This window comes from Psychrobacter arcticus 273-4 (assembly GCF_000012305.1).
GTDB classification, from domain to species: Bacteria; Pseudomonadota; Gammaproteobacteria; order Pseudomonadales; family Moraxellaceae; genus Psychrobacter; species Psychrobacter arcticus.
In genome coordinates, this window is sequence record NC_007204.1 from 722,085 (window position 1) to 742,692 (window position 20,608).

Annotated in this window: 20 protein-coding genes and 1 pseudogene; 18 read left to right on the forward strand and 3 right to left on the reverse strand. The window is 43.7% G+C overall.

Annotated features, from left to right (window positions below; genetic code table 11):
- Positions 1-120: 120 nt before the first annotated feature.
- The 14 genes from PSYC_RS03175 (at position 121) to modB (ending at position 15,973) form a co-directional block, all read left to right on the forward strand.
- Positions 121-3,879, forward strand: a complete 3,759-nt coding sequence (locus PSYC_RS03175) for a nitrate reductase subunit alpha (protein WP_011279894.1) — start codon at positions 121-123, stop codon at positions 3,877-3,879.
- A gap of 39 nt (positions 3,880-3,918) precedes the next feature.
- Complete coding sequence (gene narH / locus PSYC_RS03180) at positions 3,919-5,457, forward strand: nitrate reductase subunit beta (RefSeq protein ID WP_011279895.1); 1,539 nt, start codon at positions 3,919-3,921, stop codon at positions 5,455-5,457.
- Position 5,458: 1 nt separating this feature from the next.
- Positions 5,459-6,328, forward strand: a complete 870-nt coding sequence (narJ, locus tag PSYC_RS03185; RefSeq protein WP_011279896.1) for a nitrate reductase molybdenum cofactor assembly chaperone — start codon at positions 5,459-5,461, stop codon at positions 6,326-6,328.
- A 14-nt stretch (positions 6,329-6,342) separates the two neighbouring features.
- Complete coding sequence (gene narI / locus PSYC_RS03190) at positions 6,343-7,068, forward strand: respiratory nitrate reductase subunit gamma (RefSeq protein WP_011279897.1); 726 nt, start codon at positions 6,343-6,345, stop codon at positions 7,066-7,068.
- Between the two features lie 156 nt (positions 7,069-7,224).
- Positions 7,225-8,256 (forward strand): peptidylprolyl isomerase, encoded by a 1,032-nt coding sequence (locus PSYC_RS03195; RefSeq protein ID WP_011279898.1) that lies wholly within the window; start codon positions 7,225-7,227, stop codon positions 8,254-8,256.
- 190 nt (positions 8,257-8,446) lie between these two features.
- Complete coding sequence (glp, locus tag PSYC_RS03200) at positions 8,447-9,742, forward strand: molybdopterin molybdotransferase MoeA (protein WP_011279899.1); 1,296 nt, start codon at positions 8,447-8,449, stop codon at positions 9,740-9,742.
- 186 nt (positions 9,743-9,928) lie between these two features.
- Positions 9,929-11,038 carry a GTP 3',8-cyclase MoaA gene (gene moaA / locus PSYC_RS03205; RefSeq protein ID WP_011279900.1) on the forward strand — a complete coding sequence of 370 codons (1,110 nt, stop codon included), beginning with the start codon at positions 9,929-9,931 and terminating at the stop codon, positions 11,036-11,038.
- Positions 11,039-11,158: 120 nt separating this feature from the next.
- The gene (gene moaB / locus PSYC_RS03210; RefSeq protein ID WP_011279901.1) at positions 11,159-11,689 is read left to right on the forward strand and encodes a molybdenum cofactor biosynthesis protein B; all 531 of its coding nucleotides are present in this window, start codon (positions 11,159-11,161) and stop codon (positions 11,687-11,689) included.
- A complete protein-coding gene (locus tag PSYC_RS03215) occupies positions 11,682-12,479 on the forward strand; it encodes a molybdenum cofactor guanylyltransferase (RefSeq protein WP_011279902.1) in 798 nt (265 codons plus the stop codon). The genes moaB and PSYC_RS03215 overlap by 8 nt, the downstream gene beginning before the upstream one ends.
- 37 nt (positions 12,480-12,516) lie before the next feature.
- Positions 12,517-13,056: a cyclic pyranopterin monophosphate synthase MoaC gene (moaC, locus tag PSYC_RS03220; protein WP_049750916.1), complete on the forward strand. Its 540-nt coding sequence runs from the start codon at positions 12,517-12,519 to the stop codon at positions 13,054-13,056.
- A gap of 60 nt (positions 13,057-13,116) precedes the next feature.
- Positions 13,117-13,380, forward strand: a complete 264-nt coding sequence (locus tag PSYC_RS03225) for a MoaD/ThiS family protein (protein WP_011279904.1) — start codon at positions 13,117-13,119, stop codon at positions 13,378-13,380.
- A 203-nt stretch (positions 13,381-13,583) separates the two neighbouring features.
- Positions 13,584-14,048 carry a molybdopterin synthase catalytic subunit gene (locus PSYC_RS03230; RefSeq protein WP_041757932.1) on the forward strand — a complete coding sequence of 155 codons (465 nt, stop codon included), beginning with the start codon at positions 13,584-13,586 and terminating at the stop codon, positions 14,046-14,048.
- 161 nt (positions 14,049-14,209) lie between these two features.
- The gene (gene modA, locus PSYC_RS03235) at positions 14,210-15,100 is read left to right on the forward strand and encodes a molybdate ABC transporter substrate-binding protein (RefSeq protein WP_011279906.1); all 891 of its coding nucleotides are present in this window, start codon (positions 14,210-14,212) and stop codon (positions 15,098-15,100) included.
- A 171-nt stretch (positions 15,101-15,271) separates the two neighbouring features.
- The gene (gene modB, locus PSYC_RS03240) at positions 15,272-15,973 is read left to right on the forward strand and encodes a molybdate ABC transporter permease subunit (RefSeq protein WP_011279907.1); all 702 of its coding nucleotides are present in this window, start codon (positions 15,272-15,274) and stop codon (positions 15,971-15,973) included.
- Positions 15,974-16,097: 124 nt separating this feature from the next.
- Here the strand turns inward: modB and PSYC_RS03245 are convergent, their stop codons facing one another.
- Positions 16,098-16,607 (reverse strand): hemerythrin domain-containing protein, encoded by a 510-nt coding sequence (locus tag PSYC_RS03245; RefSeq protein ID WP_011279908.1) that lies wholly within the window; start codon positions 16,605-16,607, stop codon positions 16,098-16,100.
- Positions 16,608-16,638: 31 nt separating this feature from the next.
- Here PSYC_RS03245 and PSYC_RS03250 point away from each other — a divergent pair, with 31 nt between their 5' ends.
- Together PSYC_RS03250 and PSYC_RS03255 are read left to right on the forward strand one after the other, a co-directional pair.
- Positions 16,639-17,079 carry a CopD family protein gene (locus tag PSYC_RS03250; RefSeq protein WP_011279909.1) on the forward strand — a complete coding sequence of 147 codons (441 nt, stop codon included), beginning with the start codon at positions 16,639-16,641 and terminating at the stop codon, positions 17,077-17,079.
- A gap of 143 nt (positions 17,080-17,222) precedes the next feature.
- Complete coding sequence (locus PSYC_RS03255) at positions 17,223-17,639, forward strand: PACE efflux transporter (protein WP_011279910.1); 417 nt, start codon at positions 17,223-17,225, stop codon at positions 17,637-17,639.
- A 129-nt stretch (positions 17,640-17,768) separates the two neighbouring features.
- Here PSYC_RS03255 and PSYC_RS03260 read toward each other — a convergent pair whose 3' ends face one another.
- Positions 17,769-18,422, reverse strand: coding sequence for a DsbA family oxidoreductase (locus tag PSYC_RS03260; RefSeq protein WP_011279911.1), 654 nt, complete (start codon positions 18,420-18,422; stop codon positions 17,769-17,771).
- Positions 18,423-18,427: 5 nt separating this feature from the next.
- Here PSYC_RS03260 and PSYC_RS03265 point away from each other — a divergent pair.
- Positions 18,428-18,847: pseudogene (locus PSYC_RS03265) on the forward strand (IS5 family transposase); the annotation flags it as partial.
- Between the two features lie 4 nt (positions 18,848-18,851).
- Here PSYC_RS03265 and PSYC_RS03270 read toward each other — a convergent pair.
- Positions 18,852-19,142: a hypothetical protein gene (locus tag PSYC_RS03270; protein ID WP_041757532.1), complete on the reverse strand. Its 291-nt coding sequence runs from the start codon at positions 19,140-19,142 to the stop codon at positions 18,852-18,854.
- 478 nt (positions 19,143-19,620) lie between these two features.
- Between PSYC_RS03270 and PSYC_RS03275 the strand changes: the two genes are divergently transcribed.
- Positions 19,621-20,592, forward strand: coding sequence for an energy transducer TonB (locus PSYC_RS03275; RefSeq protein WP_011279912.1), 972 nt, complete (start codon positions 19,621-19,623; stop codon positions 20,590-20,592).
- The last annotated feature ends 16 nt before the right edge of the window (positions 20,593-20,608 follow it).

Genomic DNA, 20,608 nt, shown 5'->3' on the forward strand with positions numbered 1-20,608 from the left:
TGATGATATCGAAACAGTATTTACGGCTTATGTGCATAGAGAAGCTACTAAAATCACTCCTCAAATCACTCTGAGCCCAGTTCTAGATACATCATAAGCAATAACCTAGGGGATAGCGAAATGAGTCATTTACTCGATCAGTTCCGTTTTTTTAAGCGCAAAAAAGGTGAGTTCACCGATGGACACGGCGAGACCCGTGATGAGTCGCGTGATTGGGAAAATGTTTATCGCAGTCGTTGGCAGTATGACAAAGTCGTGCGCTCAACACATGGCGTCAACTGTACGGGTTCGTGCTCATGGAAAATCTATGTTAAAAACGGACTGGTTACGTGGGAAACTCAGCAAACTGACTATCCAGAAACGCGCCCAGATCTACCCAACCACGAACCTCGCGGCTGTCCTCGTGGCGCAAGTTATAGCTGGTATATGTATTCTGCCAACCGGGTCAAATATCCTAAAATTCGTAAGCCTTTATTAAAATTATGGCGCGAAGCCAAGGGCGAGTTTCCAGACCCAGTCGATGCTTGGGGAAGTATCGTTGAAGATCCAATCAAAGCCGAACAATATAAATCTAAGCGTGGTCTTGGTGGCTTTATCCGCTCAACTTGGGCAGAAGTCAACGAGATTATTGCCGCGAGTAACGTCTACACTGCCAAAGTTTATGGCCCTGACCGTATCGTCGGTTTCTCTCCTATTCCTGCCATGTCAATGGTCAGCTATGCCGCAGGCAGTCGTTACCTGTCTTTGATTGGTGGCGCTTCTCTGTCTTTTTACGATTGGTACTGTGATTTGCCACCGGCGTCGCCAATGACTTGGGGCGAGCAAACGGATGTGCCTGAATCAGCCGACTGGTACAACTCTGATTATATTATCGCTTGGGGGTCGAACGTGCCGCAAACGCGCACACCCGATGCGCATTTCTTTACTGAAGTCCGTTACAAAGGCACCAAAACAGTTTCTATTACGCCCGATTATGCGGAGATATCTAAATTAACTGATTTGTGGCTGAACCCTAAACAAGGGACGGATGCAGCGGTCGCTCAAGCGTTTTGTCATGTCATTATTAAAGAGTTTTACCTAAAGCAGCCTAGCGAGTATTTTCTAGACTATGCCAAGCGCTATACCGATATGCCAATCTTGGTCATGTTAGAAGGCGCAGAAGGCTCGCGTCGTCCGGGTCGCTATCTTCGTGCTTCTGACTTGGTTGATAACTTAGGTCAAGAAAACAATCCAGAATGGAAAACCATCGGCTTAAATAATGATGGCGAGCTGGTTTCTCCACAAGGCTCTATCGGTTACCGTTGGGGCGAAAAGGGCAAGTGGAACATTGAGCAAAAGAATGGAACGACAGGCGAGGCCATTGACCTGACGCTAACCTTAAAAGACAGTGGTGAAACTAGTATAGTTGCATTCGACTACTTTGGTCATGTTAAACATCCACACTTTGAGTGCGTACCAGGCGACGCGTTACAGCAAAAGACCGTCCCTTGTAAAACCGTCACCCTTGCCGACGGCACCACCGCTATAGTAGCGACCGTATTTGACTTAACAGTCGCTAATCTTGGGGTTGATAATGGGGTTGGGGGCGAACACGTCACCGATGATTATAACGATGCTAGTGTCCCAGGGACGCCTGCGTGGCAGGAAGTAATCACGGGTCTCAGTCGCGAGCGCGTCATTCAAGTGGGCCGTGAGTTTGCAGAAAACGCGCATAAGACTAAAGGCAAATCGATGATTATCATCGGTGCGGGTATGAATCACTGGTATCACCTCGATATGAACTATCGCGGCGTTATCAACATGCTTATGCTGTGCGGTTGTATCGGCAAATCAGGTGGTGGCTGGGCGCATTATGTGGGTCAAGAAAAACTACGTCCACAGACCGGTTGGTTGCCATTGGCATTTGCGCTTGATTGGCATCGTCCACCGCGTCAAATGGCCGGTACCAGTTTCTTTTATAGCCATAGCTCACAGTGGCGTCATGAAACTATTTCTGCTCATGAGATTCTCTCTCCGAATGCCAATAAAGCAGACTTTCCTGAGCATATGCTTGACTACAATATTCAAGCAGAGCGAGCAGGTTGGTTACCTTCAGCACCGCAACTCGATCGCAATCCGCTAATCATTGCTGAGCAAGCAAAAGCGAGTGGCAAAGAGATAGAGGATTATGTGGTGGATTCTCTGGAAGATGGCAGTATGCGCTTTGCCTGTGAAGCACCGGACAACCCCGTTAACTTCCCTCGTAATATGTTTATCTGGCGCTCAAACTTGTTGGGTTCATCAGGTAAAGGGCATGAATACATGCTCAAGTATTTTTTGGGCACCAAAAACGGCCTGCTAAACGAAGAGAACCCTGCTGGTCATTTACAACCAAAAGAAGTCGATTGGGTAGAAAAAGGCCCGACTGGCAAGCTGGATTTGGTGGTTACTTTAGACTTCCGGATGTCTTCTACTTGTATGTATTCTGATATCGTCCTGCCGACTGCGACTTGGTATGAAAAAGATGACATGAATACCTCAGACATGCATCCTTTTATCCATCCTCTAACCGCCGCAACAGATCCTGCTTGGGAATCTAAAACGGATTGGGAAATCTATAAAGGTATCGCTAAAAGCTTTTCTGAAATCTCTAAAGGTCATTTAGGGGTTGAGACTGATGTCGTAACTTATCCGATGCAGCATGATACTCCGGGGGAGCTGGCTCAGCCATTTGGTGGCACAGACTGGAAAACCGCTGGCGAAAGACCGGTTCCGGGTAAGAACTGCCCAATGATTAAGATTGTTGAGCGCGATTATCCAAATACTTATGCCAAATTCACCTCGCTTGGACCTGCTTTGGAACAGTTAGGCAACGGTTCAAAAGGTCTGAATTGGGACGTCAAAACTGAAGTTAAGCAACTGGGTGATCTCAATTACCGCGTGACTGAACCTGGCGTTTCTGAAGGTCGTCCACGTATCAGTACGGCAATCCATGCATCCGAAACCATCTTAATGCTCGCTCCAGAAACCAATGGTCATGTCGCTGTTAAAGGCTGGCAAGCATTGTCTGAGTTTACCGGTCGTGAGCATGCGCATCTTGCCAAGTCTAGCGAACATGAAAAAATTCGCTTCAAAGACATCGTGGCGCAACCGCGCAAAATCATTTCAAGCCCGACGTGGTCGGGGATTGAATCCGATGAAGTGAGCTATAACGCCGGTTATACCAACGTTCATGAGCTTATTCCTTGGCGTACGATTACGGGCCGTCAGCAGTTTTATCAAGATCATCCGTGGATGCAGGCTTTTGGGGAACAAATGCAACAGTATCGTCCACCGATTGATACCAAAACCACTGAGATAGTCAAAAACGCTAAGCCCAATGGTAATAAAGAAATTGTGCTTAACTTTTTAACACCACATCAAAAGTGGGGTATCCATAGCACGTATTCTGACAACTTATTGATGCTGACCCTGAGCCGTGGCGGCCCTTGTGTCTGGATGTCAGAAGTTGATGCGGCCAAAGCAGGTATCGTCGATAACGACTGGATTGAGCTGTTCAATGCTAACGGCGCTCTCACCGCTCGTGCCATCGTCAGTCAGCGCGTCAAAGAAGGCATGACCATGATGTATCACGCTCAGGAAAAACTGGTCAATATTCCTGGTTCTGAGCAGACCGGTACTCGTGGCGGTATTCACAACTCAATGACCCGTACTATCTTGAAGCCTACCCATATGATTGGCAGCTATGCTCAGCAGTCTTATGGCTTTAACTATTATGGAACGGTGGGTTGTAACCGTGATGAGTTTGTTGTTATCCGTAAAATGTCAAAAATTGACTGGTTAGAAGACAAGCCAGATGATTCATTGCCGCGCCCACTGCCGACCAGCATTGAAGGGTAAAGTCACTTTTTTCTATCCATACTTGGAGCACACACACCCATGAAAATTCGTTCGCAAGTCGGCATGGTGCTTAACCTTGATAAATGTATCGGTTGTCACACCTGCTCAGTTACCTGTAAAAACGTTTGGACCAGCCGTGAAGGCATGGAATATGCGTGGTTTAATAACGTCGAATCCAAGCCCGGTATTGGCTATCCCAAAGAATGGGAAAATCAAACCAAATGGAAAGGCGGTTGGATACGCAATGCTAACGGCACTATTAATCCTCGCATTGGTGGTAAGTTCAGAGTGTTGGCTAATATTTTTGCCAACCCTGATTTGCCAGAGATTGACGATTATTACGAACCGTTTGATTTTGATTATCAGCATCTTCATACCGCGCCTATCAGCAATCACCAACCTATTGCCCGCCCGCGCTCATTGATTTCTGGCAAGCGCATGCAAAAGATAGAGTGGGGCCCTAACTGGGAAGAGATTCTAGGTACTGAGTTTGAAAAAAGACGCAAAGATAAGAACTTCGATAATATCCAAGCGGATATCTACGGAGAGTACGAGAATACATTCATGATGTATCTGCCACGTCTTTGTGAGCATTGCTTGAACCCAACTTGCGTGGCGGCGTGCCCTAGTGGCGCTATTTACAAGCGTGAAGAAGACGGTATTGTACTGATTGATCAGGAAAAATGTCGTGGCTGGCGGATGTGTATCTCAGGTTGCCCGTATAAAAAGATTTACTATAACTGGAAATCGGGAAAATCTGAAAAATGTATCTTCTGCTATCCGCGTATTGAAGCCGGTTTGCCGACTGTCTGTTCAGAAACTTGTGTAGGCCGTATCCGCTATTTAGGCGTGCTGTTATATGACGCTGACAAAATCGCCGAGGCTGCCAGTACGCCAAACGAAAAAGACATTTACCCCGCGCAATTGGATTTATTTTTAGATCCTAATGATCCTGTTGTTATTGCGCAAGCATTAAAAGATGGGGTCCCGCAGTCAGTTATCGATTCTGCCCAGCGCTCACCGGTATATAAGTTGGCAGTGGAGTGGAAGCTTGCCTTACCGCTACATCCTGAGTATCGCACCTTGCCAATGGTCTGGTATGTGCCACCATTATCACCGATTCAAAATGCTGCTGAAGCCGGAAAGGTAGGCATGGATGGACTTATTCCAGATGTGGACAGCCTACGTATACCGCTGCGTTATTTAGCCAATCTACTGACCGCCGGTGATGAAGAGCCCGTTCGTCTTGCTCTAAAACGGCTACTTGCTATGCGAAGCTATAAGCGTATGCAGTTGGTCGAAAAGCAAGAAGTTCAAAGCATATTGGACGATGTGGGTCTGACCAAAATTCAAGTTGAAGAGATGTATCGTTATCTGGCGATTGCCAACTATGAAGACCGCTTCGTCATTCCAACGGCGCATCGCGAAGAAGCGTTGAGTGATGCATTTGCTGAACGTGGTGGCTGTGGATTCACCTTTGGCGAGGGCTGTTCTGGTTCTACTGATAATAGTATGTTCGGACAGCGTAAAACCAACCGTCGCGACTTTATTGATACTGTCCAAAAGTGGGAATCATAATATGAAAACCTCTCAACCTTATAGTTCTCAGTCTTATAGTACCAATCCTAGCAACGATGCTGATGTGCTTCCCGTTATTGGCGACTCGGAATTAAAGTTATTAAAAGTATTGAGCTTACTCATCGATTATCCGAGTAATGAGCTCTTTGAAGGCGATGCTTTTGCTCAGTGTAAACAGATCGTTGCAAAATCAACCCTGATTAGCCCACAAGTACGCAGCCAAATAATCCGCTTAATTGACGACTTAATTGAGATGGGGTCTCTTGAGGCGCAATCTCGTTATGACGGTTTGTTTGAGCGCGGTCGTTCCTTGTCGCTATGGTTATTTGAGCATGTCCATGGCGAGTCGCGTGACCGCGGTCAAGCTATGGTTGATCTGATGGGTCAGTATGAAGAAGCTGGTTTTGAGATTGGGGTAAAAGAGCTACCAGATTTTCTACCTTTATATCTAGAATTCTTGGCATACCAAGCCACTGTTATTGAAGATGATATTCAAATTCGTATGGATATTGCCGATGTGAGTCATATTATTGCGTTGCTGGCCGCCAGACTCGGTGACCGACAAAGCTTATATCAAGGTTGTTTCAATGCGCTATTACAGATTGCAGGAAAACCCCTTGAGATGGTTGACGACTTTCAAGAAAAAATCAGTAAAGAGACGCGAGATGACACTTTTGAAGCGTTAGATAAAGAGTGGGAAGAAGAAGTGGTCGACTTTTTAGGGGCACAGCAAGAAGAGCGCTGTCCTTCAGAGACCAGTACCCATAATCTGGCTGCAAAAGCTGGTGTTAGACCTGCCAAGGCAAAAAATGCCGTCGATGCCCCTGTGCACTGGGTGGACTTTAAACAAAACCCTTCGGTCAAACAATAAAAAGGAGAAAAGACATGAATATTGCAGATCCTGGTATGCAGTCTTTAGCCAATCTAAATTGGCTACAAATATTCACTTTTGGTATTTATCCCTATATTGCATTGACCGTCGCTATCGTTGGTACTTGGGTACGTTTTGATTTGTCTCAGTACTCATGGAAGACTGGGTCGACGCAGATGCTACGAAGCAAGAATATGCGCTGGGCCAGCAATCTATTTCATGTGGGTATTATCGTCGTGCTACTGGGACATCTATTCGGTATGTTAACACCGCATTTTCTTTATGAGCCCTTTATCAGTGCGGGACGCAAACAAGTGGTAGCGGTAATCGTCGGCGGTATCGCGGGGGTGTTTTGCTGGATTGGCTTGGTCATGCTCATGTGGCGACGCTTTACTGATGATCGTATCTCCAATACCTCATCGTTCTCAGACAAGCTGATACTGGTGTTGTTATTTATTCAGCTTAACCTAGGTTTAGCGTCTATCTTCACCTCTGTCCAACATTTGGATGGCTTGACGATGATGAATTTAGCGGGCTGGGCGCAAGACATCACTATCTTAAGACCGTGGCATGCAGCAGCACGTATCGAGCAAACCGATATCATTTATCAGCTACATATGGCGCTGGGTATTACGCTAGTAATGATCTTTCCGTTTACCCGATTGATTCATATTATTAGTGCACCCGTTTGGTATCTTGGTCGTCGCTATCAGATTGTTAGGCAAAAGAGCTCGCAATAAAACAGCGCTTATGAAACATCCAGCCCGACTTAAATGAATGATCTCAATGCTGTGTTTAAATGCCATGTTTCTAAATACAGTATTTTTAAATACCATTTTTTTAAACACATCATTCTCTAAATTCCTATTATACGAATTCTTAGTGGAGCGCCAACTATGACTGTCAGTACTTATAACCCCGCCGACCACGTTAATTGTGATACTCATGCCCCTAATTCTTCTACTGTAGCAGATAAGACGGCAATGGATACTTCGACTATAACAAACAAGGATGATATCGTTCATCTGATGCCAACCTTGACGGATCTTAAAAAGCCGCATTCTGATCAAGAGTTCATCGAAAAAGCAATGGCAGAAGAGCGTAGCAACCATAAGAACCTAATCGCCTCTAGCCGTGATGAGCTGCCTTCTGTATTGGTCAACGGCGTGATGATTGATAGAACGGCTATTGCTCAAGAGCTACAATATCATCCCGCAGAAAATAAAGAGGACGCAGTGTTTTTAGCGACTCAAGCGTTGGTGGTTCGTGAGTTATTAAGGCTTGCCGTTTTAAGTGACAGCAGTCTAGGCGAATCGGCATGGGACGAAGATGAAGAAAAAGCCATCTCTAGCTTAATTGATAAAAACGTAAAAGCGACCACACCAAATAATGCAATCTGCGAGCGTTATTATGAGCAGAATATAACTGACTTTATGACTGATCCTATTATGTCTGCTCGCCATATATTATTGGCTTGCTTGCCTGAAGATGGTGACGAAAGACTGAAACTCAAAAAAACCGCTTACGACCTGATTGAGCAAATTAACGCAGATAGCAATTCTACTGCGGCACTTATTGAATTAGCGCGTCAGCACTCTGCTTGTCCCTCAAAAGAACAAGGGGGCGATTTGGGTGTCATCAGCAAAGGACAAACCGTACCGGAATTTGAGAGCACATTATTTAAGTTAGAGACCGGTATAGCGCCTAGTCCTATCGAAAGCAGATATGGCTTTCACATTGTTGAGGTGCTCAATAAACAGCCCGGAATACAAATGAATTATGAGCAAGTAAGCGCTGCGATAGCCAATAAGCTGAGTCAACAAGCCTTTCATCAGTCGCTTTGTGATTACTTATTTACCTTAACTGATGAAGCGGAAATACAAGGAATTGAGATGGTGCTGGCACAAGAAAATATATATCGCGGTTAGTAAAGGTATATGATATTAGGGCGTGCTGAATGTTCAATACGCCCTAGAAAATAGACGCTGTTGCCAATTAAATGAGCAGCCGTCTATTTTTTCGTTGACTGAATGCCAGTCATTGTTTAACTTAGCACTAACAAACTTATCACTGATAAATGGATCGAATATTTATCATTAATAAAACGAGTGTACGCTTATGATTACTACAGAGCAGTTGCGGTCTGCAATCCAGCAACGCATCGCTATTTATAATCAAGATGATTTGCCACTAAAAAACAGAGCGACGCAAAATTGCGCGCTATTAGACAGCCGTAACCACATACTGGCTGAATATATTATTTCACCCTTTGCCGTGCCGAGACAGAATATATCGGCGATGGATGGCTACGCTATGGCTCACGGTAGCACACTCTCAAAAGGCAGTATTATTGAGATTGTTGGCGAGTCGCAAGCAGGAAGTCCTTATACCGATGCTGTTAAAAAAGGCCAAGGTATCCGTATCTTTACCGGTGCTGTGGTGCCGGACAGTTGTGATACCGTTATTATGCAAGAAAACACCAATTTTGCTTATATAAAAGACAGCCTAGATAAAACGCAACCTTACGAGATTATTCTATCAAAGGCTGCAGACGTAGATGCTAATATCCGTAAGCAAGGCGAAGAGATACAACACAACGAGCTGGTCTTACAACAAGGCAAACGCATAAACCCTGCTGATATTAGCTTACTTGCCAATCTGGGTATTGATAAAGTAAAAGTATTTAAGCCGCTGACAGTAGGCCTTGTGGCGACAGGTGATGAATTGGTGGCACTTGGTGGTAAATTAAAAAGTTTGGCGCAAATATATAACTCTAATACACCCACTATGAAGAGCTTGTTAGAGTCGTTACCGATCGTTATTAATGACTATGGCATCATCCCTGACGACCTAAATAAGACCACCAAAGCCGTTACTAAAGCCATGAAAGAGTGCGATGTGCTGATTTCTACTGCTGGGGTCTCTGTCGGAGATTATGATTTTCTGACTACAGTGATTGAAGATTTAGGGCAAATTAACCATTATAAAGTGGCGATGAAACCCGGCAAGCCTTTCGTCTTTGGTGAATTAAATAAAGGTATCGACAAGCCGGTATTGTTTTTTGGCTTACCGGGCAATCCTTTGTCAACGGTAGTAGGGGCTTTGCAATTTGTGATTCCAGCATTATGGCAGATGTCAGGGGTTCTAGCGTCAGAGCAGCCCATGCAACTGACCGTAAAAGCCACGCTTATGAATGATGTGAAAAAATCAGTCGGTCGTACTGATTTTCAACGCGGCGTATTGTCACAGGACAAAGATGGTAGCTATCAAGTTGAGTGTTCCTCTAAACAAGACTCTCATAGAATAAAGCAGCTAAGCCATGCCAACTGCTTTATCGTTTTAGACCAAGATAGTGGCAACGTGACATCAGGTGATATCGTAAACGTTCAACCTTTTCCTTGGCTACATAAGTAGTAAAACTATCTAATAGTTAATTTGACCCTAAGCGCCTTAATATCTACCACTTTAGTAGTACATATTAAGGCGCTTAGGGTTAATTGCTATCTGACCTCAATCTGTCATAATAAATAGACAATAGACCTTTATCAACTCACAACCTGAGGCACCGCTTACAGACCACAATATTGGCGGTAACGACATATGACTTATCACAGCCCCACAATAGGGAGTGCTCAATTGTATTCTTCTGTTTCAACACCTGCTAGCTTTGATATTGACGATCACACAGCATCGTCGGTAGCAACTGTGCCTAATGATTCCTCTATCAGCCACCATCAGCCTTTAACAGATAATTTTGCACGCCAATTAACTTACCTACGTTTATCCATCACTGATTTCTGTAACTTCCGTTGTGAATACTGCTTGCCTAATGGCTATCAGGGCAAGCGTCCTGATGACGAGTTAAGCGTGTCTGAAATTGCTACCTTGATTCGTGGGTTTGCCCAAGTAGGGACACGAAAAGTGCGGATCACAGGTGGTGAGCCTTCTATTCGCCGTGATGTCGTGGACATTATCCAAACCATAAAGCAGACGCCTGGCATTGAAACCGTAGCGATGACCAGTAATGGGTATAAGCTTGGCAAGCATTTAGCCAATTGGCAAGCTGCTGGACTGAATCAGATCAATATCAGTATGGATAGCTTCGATGCGGATACCTTTCATAAGGTGACCGGCTTTAATATGTTGCCGCAGTTAATGACTGATATGGATCAGCTGTTAGAGACCACGGATATTAAGCTAAAAATAAACAGTGTCTTGATGGCAGAAACCGCTTTTCAAAATCTGATAACGGCGATGGACTATGTGAAAAATCGTCCGGTGACGTACCGCTTTATCGAATTTATGCAGACCAGTGACAACAGCGACTTATTTTTTGCCCAGCATGCGCAAGCTGAGACTATTACTGATTATTTGTTAGACCACGGCTGGCAGACCAACGATCATGGTAGCGCTGATGGCCCAGCAATAGAATACAGTCATCCGGATTATCTCGGACGCATTGGTATGATTGCCCCGTATGCGGCTCACTTTTGTGATAACTGTAACCGTCTACGTGTCAGCAGCTTGGGTAAAGTGCATCTGTGTTTATTTGACGAAGGTAACTACGATATTCGTGAGCACCTACGTCAGAATGATGTGGAAGGTCTGATGGCCACACTACAAAGCTTTATGCCTATCAAGCCTGAGCATCATCACTTGCATGACTCTAATAGTGGCATGATGAATAATTTATCAATGATTGGTGGTTAGCTTCTTATATTAAACCCTTAATCTTATATAGTCAGTTCAAAATAAAAGAGGCAGCACTGTATTCTTTTATTTTGAACTAACTCTATCTATTTATTTTTTTGCTTTCGTTAAGGAAAATTTATGTCCAAGCCCGCTGCAGAATTTATTCCGCTTAGTATTGCTGTTTTAACTGTTTCTGACTCTCGCACTTTAGCACAAGACACATCAGGTCAATATCTGGTCGATCAGCTGATGTCAGCGGGACATCAGTTAGCAGATCGCCAACTCATTACTGATGACATTTATCATATTCGAGCTGTTATCAGTGGCTGGATTGCAGATCCCAATGTCCATGCGGTTATCACCACCGGCGGTACTGGCTTTTATATTAGAGACAGCATGCCAGAAGCGGTTAATGTGTTATTTGACAAGTCCATTGATGGTTTCGGTGAGATGTTCCGTTTGATCTCAAAAGACGATATTGGCATGTCTACCGTACAGTCGCGAGCGGTTGCAGGGATGGCAAACGGTACCGGTATTTTCTGCCTGCCTGGATCATCAGGGGCTTGCCGTACTGGTTGGGAAGGCATATTAAAAGACCAGTTCGATAGCCGCACCCGTCCGTGTAATTTCGTACCCCATTTTATGCGCATCAATCCTAGCCATGACTGATAGGGTAGATCGCTTACAGGGTTTGAATAGCCTAGATAGTTTGAATAGATTAGAAAGCTTGGCCGGTGTGGTAATTTTGGCAGGAGGGGCGTCCAGACGCATGGGCACAGCCAAAGCCAAGCTGACTCTGCCTAGCAACGAAAGCCTACTGGATTATCATGTGCGACACGCTATCGATTTAAACGTACCTATTATTATTGCTGATAATGAGCGCGGTTTTACCGTAATGCCAGAATTGCTTTTAAAGCGTTCAGAGTCACCTATTTCCCATGTTGCTGACTATGGTTCTACAACGACTATTGCCGATAATAGCGATAGCCATAAGCATAACGGTACTGGGGGAGCATTAGTCGCGATTGAGTCAGCGCTACAATTATTAATAAAGCAGCCATTAATAAAGCAATCATTAGTAAAACAGCCGTTGGCAAATACAACTGACGCTGGCCCACTAAAGAATGAGTACTCATCATGGTTGATGGTCATTAGTTGTGACAGCTTAATTCCAGCTACTGATTTATGGCAAAAGTTACAGCCCTTTATAGCAGAATCATCAGATAAAAAAGTAATTTGTTTAACCGATGAGCGCTATTTATATCCGTTGTTAGGAGTTTATTGCTTGAGTGTTGAGACTGATTTAAAGACTTATATTGATAGTGGGGAACGGCAAGTGATGACGTTTATTAAACCGATGACTCAGGCTATTTCAATTGTAAAAGAATGGCAGCCACTAACTAACTTTAATACCCCTGAAGACTTTAAGCGCGCCTGTACCGCTTTATATGATCTATAAAATAACGAGACTTTTAAAGAGTAAAGAGACTATGCCGATGAATCCTAATTCTAATACCGATGTTGAACAGAACACGCAAACTGATTTAACCGCATCTGGTCTATCCCATTTGGATAGTGATGGCGACATTAATATGGTCGATGTGAGTGGCAAGACAGTAACTACTAGAGAGGCCCACGCCACAGGGCAAGTACGTTTTCCAGAAGGCATCTATACGCAAATCAAAGCTGCCGATGGTATGACTAAGAAGGGTAGTATCACTCAGACCGCACATATCGCTGGTATTATGGCGGCCAAGCGCACTCATGAGCTTATTCCCCTTTGTCATCCGCTACCTTTAGATAAAATTGGTTTAACTTTTGATTATGACGATAGCATTCATGCGATTACAGTGACGGCAACGGTAAAAGTCACTCATAAAACAGGCGTAGAAATGGAAGCCTTAACCGCTGTTAGTATTGCTTGTTTGACCCTATATGATATGACCAAAGCATTGTCGCATGACATTGTTATTGATGACATTCGCCTTATTACTAAAACGGGTGGCAAATCGGATTATAACTGTTCTTCGATTTAATCCTTAGTTTGATTCAATTTAGATATTTAGTTAGACAGTCAGCCAACCAGGGAGACCTCTATGAGCATTACAGATGCCACTATGGATATTAATATTTTATACTTTGCTGGTTTGGCTGATGAAGCCAAGTGCCATGAGGAAAAGGTTACCGTAAGGCAGTCACTGTCACTCACTGGTTTGTATGAACACTTAAGTCAAAAGCATCGTTTCAGCCGCCCACAATCCCAATTACGGGTCGCGGTAAATGATTACTTTGTCAAATGGAATGAAGCCATTTATGATGGCGATAATGTGGTCTTTATCCTGCCGGTAGCCGGTGGCTGATAGCGCATTTGATGCGTGAATGGATAGAATGAAAACGATAAGCAGAGCCTGTATAAATAAAGAGCATATAAATAAAGACTGTATAAGTAGAGATGAGAGATGAGAGATGAGAGATGGAAGATAGTGTGAACAATAGCAATAAAGATGCTGATGTAAAAAACCATAAAGCAGAGCACGACAAAAAAGATGTGCATAGCCAATCCATGCACATAAGCCGTAGCGTCGATGACGCCTATATGATCGCTGAGCGTGATGGCTTTGCCTTATTAGATATCGCCATTGATGAGAGTAGACTCAGAGATATGCTTGATGATGACAGTTGCGGCGCCTTCGTAAGCTTTGAAGGACGCGTGCGTAATCACAATAATGCCAGTAGTGTCGATCGCTTAAGTTATTATGGCTATGAAGAATTAGCCGTTAATCAAGGCCGGCAAATTATTGAAAAGGCAAAGAATAAATTTGATATCACCCATGCTATTGCTATTCATCGTATCGGTGCGTTAGAGATAGGTGATATAGCCGTATGGATCGGGGTGGTTTCTGCGCATCGCTATCCTGCGTTTGATGCCTGTCGTTGGATACTTGATACTATTAAGGCTGATATTCCCGTGTGGAAGCAAGAATACTACGAGGATGACTCCTCTAAATGGCTAAGCAACAATGGTTAAGTAGCAGTGGTTGAGTGACAGTGATTGCGTGACAGTAGCTAAGTAAAAAGTAAAAATGAGCAACCAATAACGGCTAAGTAAGAAGGGTCATAGGACTGTTTTTGCTTAGTCGTTTTAGCAATATATGCCAAATAAAAACTGGATTCTACAGATGGTAAGCTATGAAAATTAATACAGTAAACGATGGTGATACTAAAACTTTAATACCGCATTTTACAACCGTATTTAAAGCTTTGTTAACGGTTAGTGCCTCTACTTTTTTGGCGTTAACACTCACGTCTTGTGCCAAAGAAAGTACCACGAATACGGCGCAAGCTGCGGTTAATGATACGACTGCGCAGACCGAAACGCTACGTATTGCTGCTGCTGCTAATCTATTTGATGTATTGCCTGATATTGTTGAAGCTTATAAAGCAGATAGGAAATTGCCTGATCAAGACATAGAGGTCACTTTTGCCTCTTCTGGTAAGCTATATGCCCAAATAACCTCAGGCGCCCCTTATGATATATTCTTATCCGCCAATCAAACGTTCCCTGCAAAGTTAGCGGACGAGTTAGCTCATAAAAGGCCTCAAAGTGAAAAGACTTATAAACCATTCACTTATACTCAAGGTCAATTGGCGCTATACAGTGTCACTACGCCTATGAACGGCCTAGAGGCCTTTACGGCAAACCCTGATAGTAAAATAACGATAGCCAATCCTGAGCTTGCCCCTTATGGCGAGTCTGCAAAAGCGTATCTACAGTCACAAAATATCTATGATTCACTAAATGAGCAAAAACGCATAATACAGGCTGAGAATATTGGTCAAGCCTTTCAATATGCTCATACTGGGAGTGTTGATTATGGGTTTGTCGCGCAATCACAGATTACGGCGATTAAAGCCACACCTGAACAATTTTATACCTTGCCACCAAATGCTTATCCGCCTATTTTACAAGATGGTATGGTAATCACTGATGGTGCTACAGCGACAGACTTCACTGACTATATACGCTCTCCTGTAGGCCAAGCATACTTTTCAAAAGCAGGTTATTTAGCCGTTAAATAATTAATGGATACTCTTTCTGTTAGTTTTATAGACTAGGGCGTGTGAGCAATGAGGTTCTAAATATCGTTGCTGACACGCCTTATTGCTGATAAGTTTTAGGGTTATTGTAGAGTGCATAATGAACAGTATGACGAATAACACGCAAGATAACGGTGAGTAAACAGTGACACTATGATATCTGAAACCCTTGTATCAGACATGCTCAGCCCAATTTGGGTAAGTATTAAGCTTGCCGGTGTGACAACCTTGTGCTTGTTATTGTTTGCGACACCTCTAGCTTACTGGTTGGCTAAGCCCAGCCGGGGCAATGTCGTCGGGCATCTTAAGATATTATTAATGGGCGTCATTGCCATGCCATTGGTGTTACCGCCTACCGTGATTGGTTTTTATTTATTATTACTCATGAGTCCGAATTTCGGCATCGGCAAATGGCTTGCCGAGCATAACATCAGCCCATTTATATTCACTTTTGAAGGCTTAGTGATAGGGTCGATTATTTATTCGCTACCGTTTTATGTACAGCCTGTCTATGCGCAGTTTTTACGGATTCCAAGAAGCGTTATGGAAGTCGCCCAGTTATTAGAGCCCAATCGACTGAAACGCTTTATAAGAGTGGCGTTACCGCAAGCTCGGGTTGGTATTGTTCTTGGCAGTCTAATTAGCTTTGCGCATACTATTGGCGAGTTTGGTGTGGTACTGATGATAGGGGGCAGCATCTCTGGTGAAACCAAAGTGGTCTCCATTGCTATCTATGAGCAAGTAGAGGCGCTTAATTATGAGACTGCCCATACGATGTCCATCATTCTGATTGTAATGGGCATGATAATGGTCGCTTTAATCGCCAGCGTTAATAAGTTAAATCAGCGTCCATAAAACGGTCTATGTGAGATATATTTAGTCCAATTTAAAAAAACACAGTGCTACTGGAATGAATTTTCCCAGCTACTCTGTATCTGTTTTAAAGTGGTTTAACTATGACATTCAAATAACGTGCAATCTAGCGCCGCTCATCTAAATGTTTAATATCATCTGGACTCGCATTATAAACAGCATTCAGCTCATCCTCTGTCAGATACTTTTCAACGATAGGAAAGAGCTCGCGTTCTTCAAAACGAACATGATCATAGAGCAGGTTAGCAAGTTGTCTGACTTGGTCTACAGTGACTACGCTATCAGTGACTAGGCTATCAGTAGGCTGACCATCTTTATTCGCTTGAGAGGCATGAATCTCTGCCGTCAAGTCGTTCAACTGCTGATGCTGTTCTTCCAACGTTTCAAGTGCGGACGCCACGTCAGGCTGAGTAGATTGATGAGGCAGTAGGGCATCAACGATTAGATTGTCTTCAATTTTAAAGTGATTGCGCATGTCACTCATATAAGAGGACAGCGCTTGCCAATGTTCGGCAATCTCTTGCGGATTGTCAGCGCACTCTTTAGCGTGACGGCCTACATGTAGTCCAAGATGATGCTGGCGAGACAAAGGCTGTAATTGATTGGCACGTTTCATAATTAATCTCCTTTTTACAGAATTCAACGTTATGCTCAACTATATACTAATCGTACATTTATTAGGGGCGACTATCTGGACAGGTGGTCATTTAATCTTAGCGTTAGTTATTTTGCCCAAAGCGCTGTCATCACGCGATATCGATGTGTTGCTACAGTTCGAGCAGCATTTTGAAAAGGTCGGTATGCCAGCGTTAGCAGTTCAAATAATAACGGGGCTGTGGATGTCATATAGATTAATACCCGATATAAGCGCCTGGTTCACATTTGATAATGACCTTAGCATCCTCATCAGTCTCAAATTATTGCTGTTGCTAGCGACTGTTATAGTCGCACTACACGCACGCTTCCGGGTCATCCCAACCTTATCAGCTAATACGCTGAACGCGTTTTCAATAAATATTATTTTGGTGACCTTATTGTCAGTAAGCTTTGTCGTTGTTGGCACCTTGTTTCGTACGGGATTTAGCTAATAAACTATTTTTAGACAAATCATAACGCTTTTTTAGTTGCCTCAGTGCTTATTTCTATCAGCGTGAATAGCAGATTCAACTTGGATACGAGGATTTAAGAGATAAGATTAGTCAATAAATGACTGAATTAATTAGGAAGTTTAATGCGTACTACTAAAGATCGTATTCGCCATACCTTAGGCTTTGAGATAATAGGTCTAATCATTTTAGCCCCATTGGCAAGCTTAGTTTTCGGTTACGAGCTACAAACGATGGGGGTCATAGCTATCGCCGCCTCAACTATCGCCACGGTATGGAACTATTTTTATAACTTGTTGTTCGATCACGCTATGCTAAAGCTGCACGGAGAGGTACATAAGACAATGCTAATACGGGTATTTCATGCCCTGATATTTGAGGGCGGTCTGCTGTTATTATTTATGCCGATGATTGCCTGGTACTTAGGCATCAGCCTGTGGGAAGCCTTTATAATGGATATCGCTATGGCCTGCTTCTATGTGGTATATGCCTTTGTCTATAATTTGGCCTATGACAAAGTGTATCCTATTCCTCAAACTTAACTATTAAAAATAATTTGCTTAGTACATGAGGTCAGATCCGATGCGACTAAATCTGGAAGAGCACTTTATAGAGTGCTCAACAGAAGCCCCGCAGATAGGAGCGTTAGAAAACAGTTTTAAAAAGAGAGTTTAGTCGGGATTTTCGGCCAACTGTTTTAGAATTCTGGTAAAGTTTTCTATGCCTTGGGCACCGCTGACCAAATGGCGACCATTAAAGATAACTGCTGGCACACCTTGAATACCTTGTTGTGCTGAATGCTGTTCTGCCTCGCGAACGTCTTTGGCAAAGCGCTGATCTTCAACAACGGCCAACGCTTCGGCACGATCTAAGCCGATTTCCGCTGCTATATCCGCGAGCACAGCGTTATCAGAGATGTTGCGATTATTGGTAAAATGGGCGGTGAATAACGCTTGTTTTAAATCGTGCATGTGGCCTTGTTGATCCGCCCAATGTAACAGTTGATGCAAATTAAAGGTGTTGTGCATGCGCGTATCATCAGTAAAGTTGAATTCGAAGCCAACGTCTGCTCCTGCTGCGGCCATCCTAGTCCGGCTCTCATTCGACTCTTGTACGCTGCTGCCATATTTTTCGATAATATGCTCACGCAGATTTTGCCCTTCGGCTGGCATGTTAGGGTTCAGCTCGAACGGGTGCCAATGTATCTCATGCGCGGTATTGGTGTCCTTCAATGCCTCGGCTAGCTGCCGATAGCCGATGATGCACCAAGGGCAAACAACATCCGATACGATGTCTATTTGTAGTGGTTGGTCTGAATTTTTCATAGTATTCCTTAAGTGTGGTAGGACGCGCGACCAAGATTCACTTAGCGGTTGATGCTCATGGCAACCCCATCACTTTTATCTTATCAGATGGCACCATTCACGATGTGAAGGTGGCACCAGACTTAATGGATAAGATGGATTTAAGCGATACAGACATTCTATGTGCCGATAAGGGCTATGATTCTGATGCGCTACGAACCCATATTAAACAAGCTGGTTGCTGTGATAACATTCCTCGTAAACAGAATACTAAGTCCACCAACAACCATATGGACTGGCACTTGTACAAGGCGCGACACTTAGTAGAAAATGCTTTTGCTAAGTTAAAAAACTACAGAGCGGTTGCAACCAGATTTGATAAGCTCAAGCAGAGTTATGAGAATACGGTGGCCCTTGCTTGTGCTTATCTTTGGTTGAAATTATGAATGTTCAACACGGCCTAGTATTTATTTTTTGTTTAATATAAATTTCAACAAAATGTCTAGCAGTGAATAAGATAGGATAAACTGCTGTATCTATGCTCCAAAGAAAAGCTTGTTTAGGTGTGATACTATCAATCTCAGGATTGTATTGAGATAAGATCGATTCTAACATTACCAACGTAGCTGATTGGTAACCTTCAATATGAGCAAACATTCCTCTCCAGCCATTGTTCCCAACACAAGCGTTAAGTTGAAAGTTTTTTTGCTCGTTACGAAATAAATCTGCTGTTTCACTCATTTTTTTCTCTATTCCCAGTTAACGCATTTAAACTATATTGTTACTATATTGCACAGAATTTAATAAACAAAAAATGAGTTATTTTTATAAATATAATCAGTTCAATATAAAATCGATACCGCCCATATCATAAAACAGTTTATCTAAGTTATTCTCCATCCATCTTTGACATCAAAATTCAATCTGCGTCCACTTTCGTTCGATGGGGTTTAAGCCAGAGCTATAAGGTGGCAACCAAAGAATGCGATGGCCGGGTCTATTGAGCGGTTTTTGGATACGTTTATGAAAGCTTGTCACTCGAGCCCAGCTCTCGTCTTTCACTTGGGCAAAGCACTGCTTTATCCTCGCTCATATCCATAACAATCACGAATGGTCTTTTTAATCTATACCTCTCACTGTAAGCAATGATAAATTGTTGAGAGGCTACTGTGAATTTACGGTATACGGTTGTGCTAGCGACACAATTCTATGTCATGTTATGATGGCGCCAGCATGGGCAATAGATATGGATATTACCACGTTTATTGATGACCGCCTTTATATTCATAAGCTGAGACTGACTGCGGTGTATATTAAAGACTCACAGAGCTACCATTTTTCAGCGCAAGCACCAAAGCGCGATATCAGCTTGCCGATGGCGATTGTCATTGCCATCACGGTGCATGCGTTGATTATTTTTGGTGTCAGTTTTTCGATGGGGCAAGACCCTGCCGGATTGATGCAAGACGTTGCTAAAGCCCTGACGGATAATATGCAGCCAAATGAAGATGCGCAGTTTATTGCCAATGCTTCACAGCAAGGCGGCGGCACCGTGCAAGAGCAATTGCGCCAAGAAACCGACCAAAGCAGTCCTTTGTCCGCTGAACAAATGAGTGAGACGCAAGATGTGATTCGCTTGCAGCGGCAAGTGCGCCAGCAGCGTTATCAAGAAAGCTACCTGCGCACGACGCTAAGCTGGCGTCACGCAAGCGTAGAGTCTGATAATGACAGTAAGCAAGCGCAAGATGATATGAGGGTGCAAGAAGAGCGCCTGCGTAAGCAAATCGCTACCTTGGAGGCACAGCTGTCTCAGCGTCAACAAACCTATGCCACCAAATCAAAAGTGGTGACCATGGACAGTAACTCAACGACACATGGCGCCGCGGCAGATTATATCAATACCTTTCGTGAGCACGTTGAGCGCGTTGGCAACCTACAATATCCTGCCCAAGCACGAGCGCAAAGTATTACGGGCGAAGTGCGCTTGATGGTGATCATTGCCAACGACGGTAATATCAAGGCCATCCGTTTGCTTGAGAGCTCAAATTCAACCATCTTAGATGAGGCGGCTAAACAATCAGTTAGACAAGCCGCGCCATTTGGTAAATTTACCGCGGACATGAAAGACATCGTTGAATTGCGTCTGATACGTACCTATCGTTATAGTGATACGGTAGAAGTGACGTATTAATACCAGCAGCCCTGCA

Excerpts from the sequence above, each read along its gene's own strand:
- PSYC_RS03175 (WP_011279894.1), top strand. The coding sequence starts at position 121 with ATGAGTCATTTACTCGATCAGTTCCGTTTTTTTAAGCGCAAAAAAGGT.
- narH (WP_011279895.1), top strand. The coding sequence starts at position 3,919 with ATGAAAATTCGTTCGCAAGTCGGCATGGTGCTTAACCTTGATAAATGT.
- narJ (WP_011279896.1), top strand. The coding sequence starts at position 5,459 with ATGAAAACCTCTCAACCTTATAGTTCTCAGTCTTATAGTACCAATCCT.
- narI (WP_011279897.1), top strand. The coding sequence starts at position 6,343 with ATGAATATTGCAGATCCTGGTATGCAGTCTTTAGCCAATCTAAATTGG.
- PSYC_RS03195 (WP_011279898.1), top strand. The coding sequence starts at position 7,225 with ATGACTGTCAGTACTTATAACCCCGCCGACCACGTTAATTGTGATACT.
- glp (WP_011279899.1), top strand. The coding sequence starts at position 8,447 with ATGATTACTACAGAGCAGTTGCGGTCTGCAATCCAGCAACGCATCGCT.
- moaA (WP_011279900.1), top strand. The coding sequence starts at position 9,929 with ATGACTTATCACAGCCCCACAATAGGGAGTGCTCAATTGTATTCTTCT.
- moaB (WP_011279901.1), top strand. The coding sequence starts at position 11,159 with ATGTCCAAGCCCGCTGCAGAATTTATTCCGCTTAGTATTGCTGTTTTA.
- PSYC_RS03215 (WP_011279902.1), top strand. The coding sequence starts at position 11,682 with ATGACTGATAGGGTAGATCGCTTACAGGGTTTGAATAGCCTAGATAGT.
- moaC (WP_049750916.1), top strand. The coding sequence starts at position 12,517 with ATGAATCCTAATTCTAATACCGATGTTGAACAGAACACGCAAACTGAT.
- PSYC_RS03225 (WP_011279904.1), top strand. The coding sequence starts at position 13,117 with ATGAGCATTACAGATGCCACTATGGATATTAATATTTTATACTTTGCT.
- PSYC_RS03230 (WP_041757932.1), top strand. The coding sequence starts at position 13,584 with ATGCACATAAGCCGTAGCGTCGATGACGCCTATATGATCGCTGAGCGT.
- modA (WP_011279906.1), top strand. The coding sequence starts at position 14,210 with ATGAAAATTAATACAGTAAACGATGGTGATACTAAAACTTTAATACCG.
- modB (WP_011279907.1), top strand. The coding sequence starts at position 15,272 with ATGATATCTGAAACCCTTGTATCAGACATGCTCAGCCCAATTTGGGTA.
- PSYC_RS03245 (WP_011279908.1), bottom strand. The coding sequence starts at position 16,607 with ATGAAACGTGCCAATCAATTACAGCCTTTGTCTCGCCAGCATCATCTT.
- PSYC_RS03250 (WP_011279909.1), top strand. The coding sequence starts at position 16,639 with ATGCTCAACTATATACTAATCGTACATTTATTAGGGGCGACTATCTGG.
- PSYC_RS03255 (WP_011279910.1), top strand. The coding sequence starts at position 17,223 with ATGCGTACTACTAAAGATCGTATTCGCCATACCTTAGGCTTTGAGATA.
- PSYC_RS03260 (WP_011279911.1), bottom strand. The coding sequence starts at position 18,422 with ATGAAAAATTCAGACCAACCACTACAAATAGACATCGTATCGGATGTT.
- PSYC_RS03270 (WP_041757532.1), bottom strand. The coding sequence starts at position 19,142 with ATGAGTGAAACAGCAGATTTATTTCGTAACGAGCAAAAAAACTTTCAA.
- PSYC_RS03275 (WP_011279912.1), top strand. The coding sequence starts at position 19,621 with ATGATGGCGCCAGCATGGGCAATAGATATGGATATTACCACGTTTATT.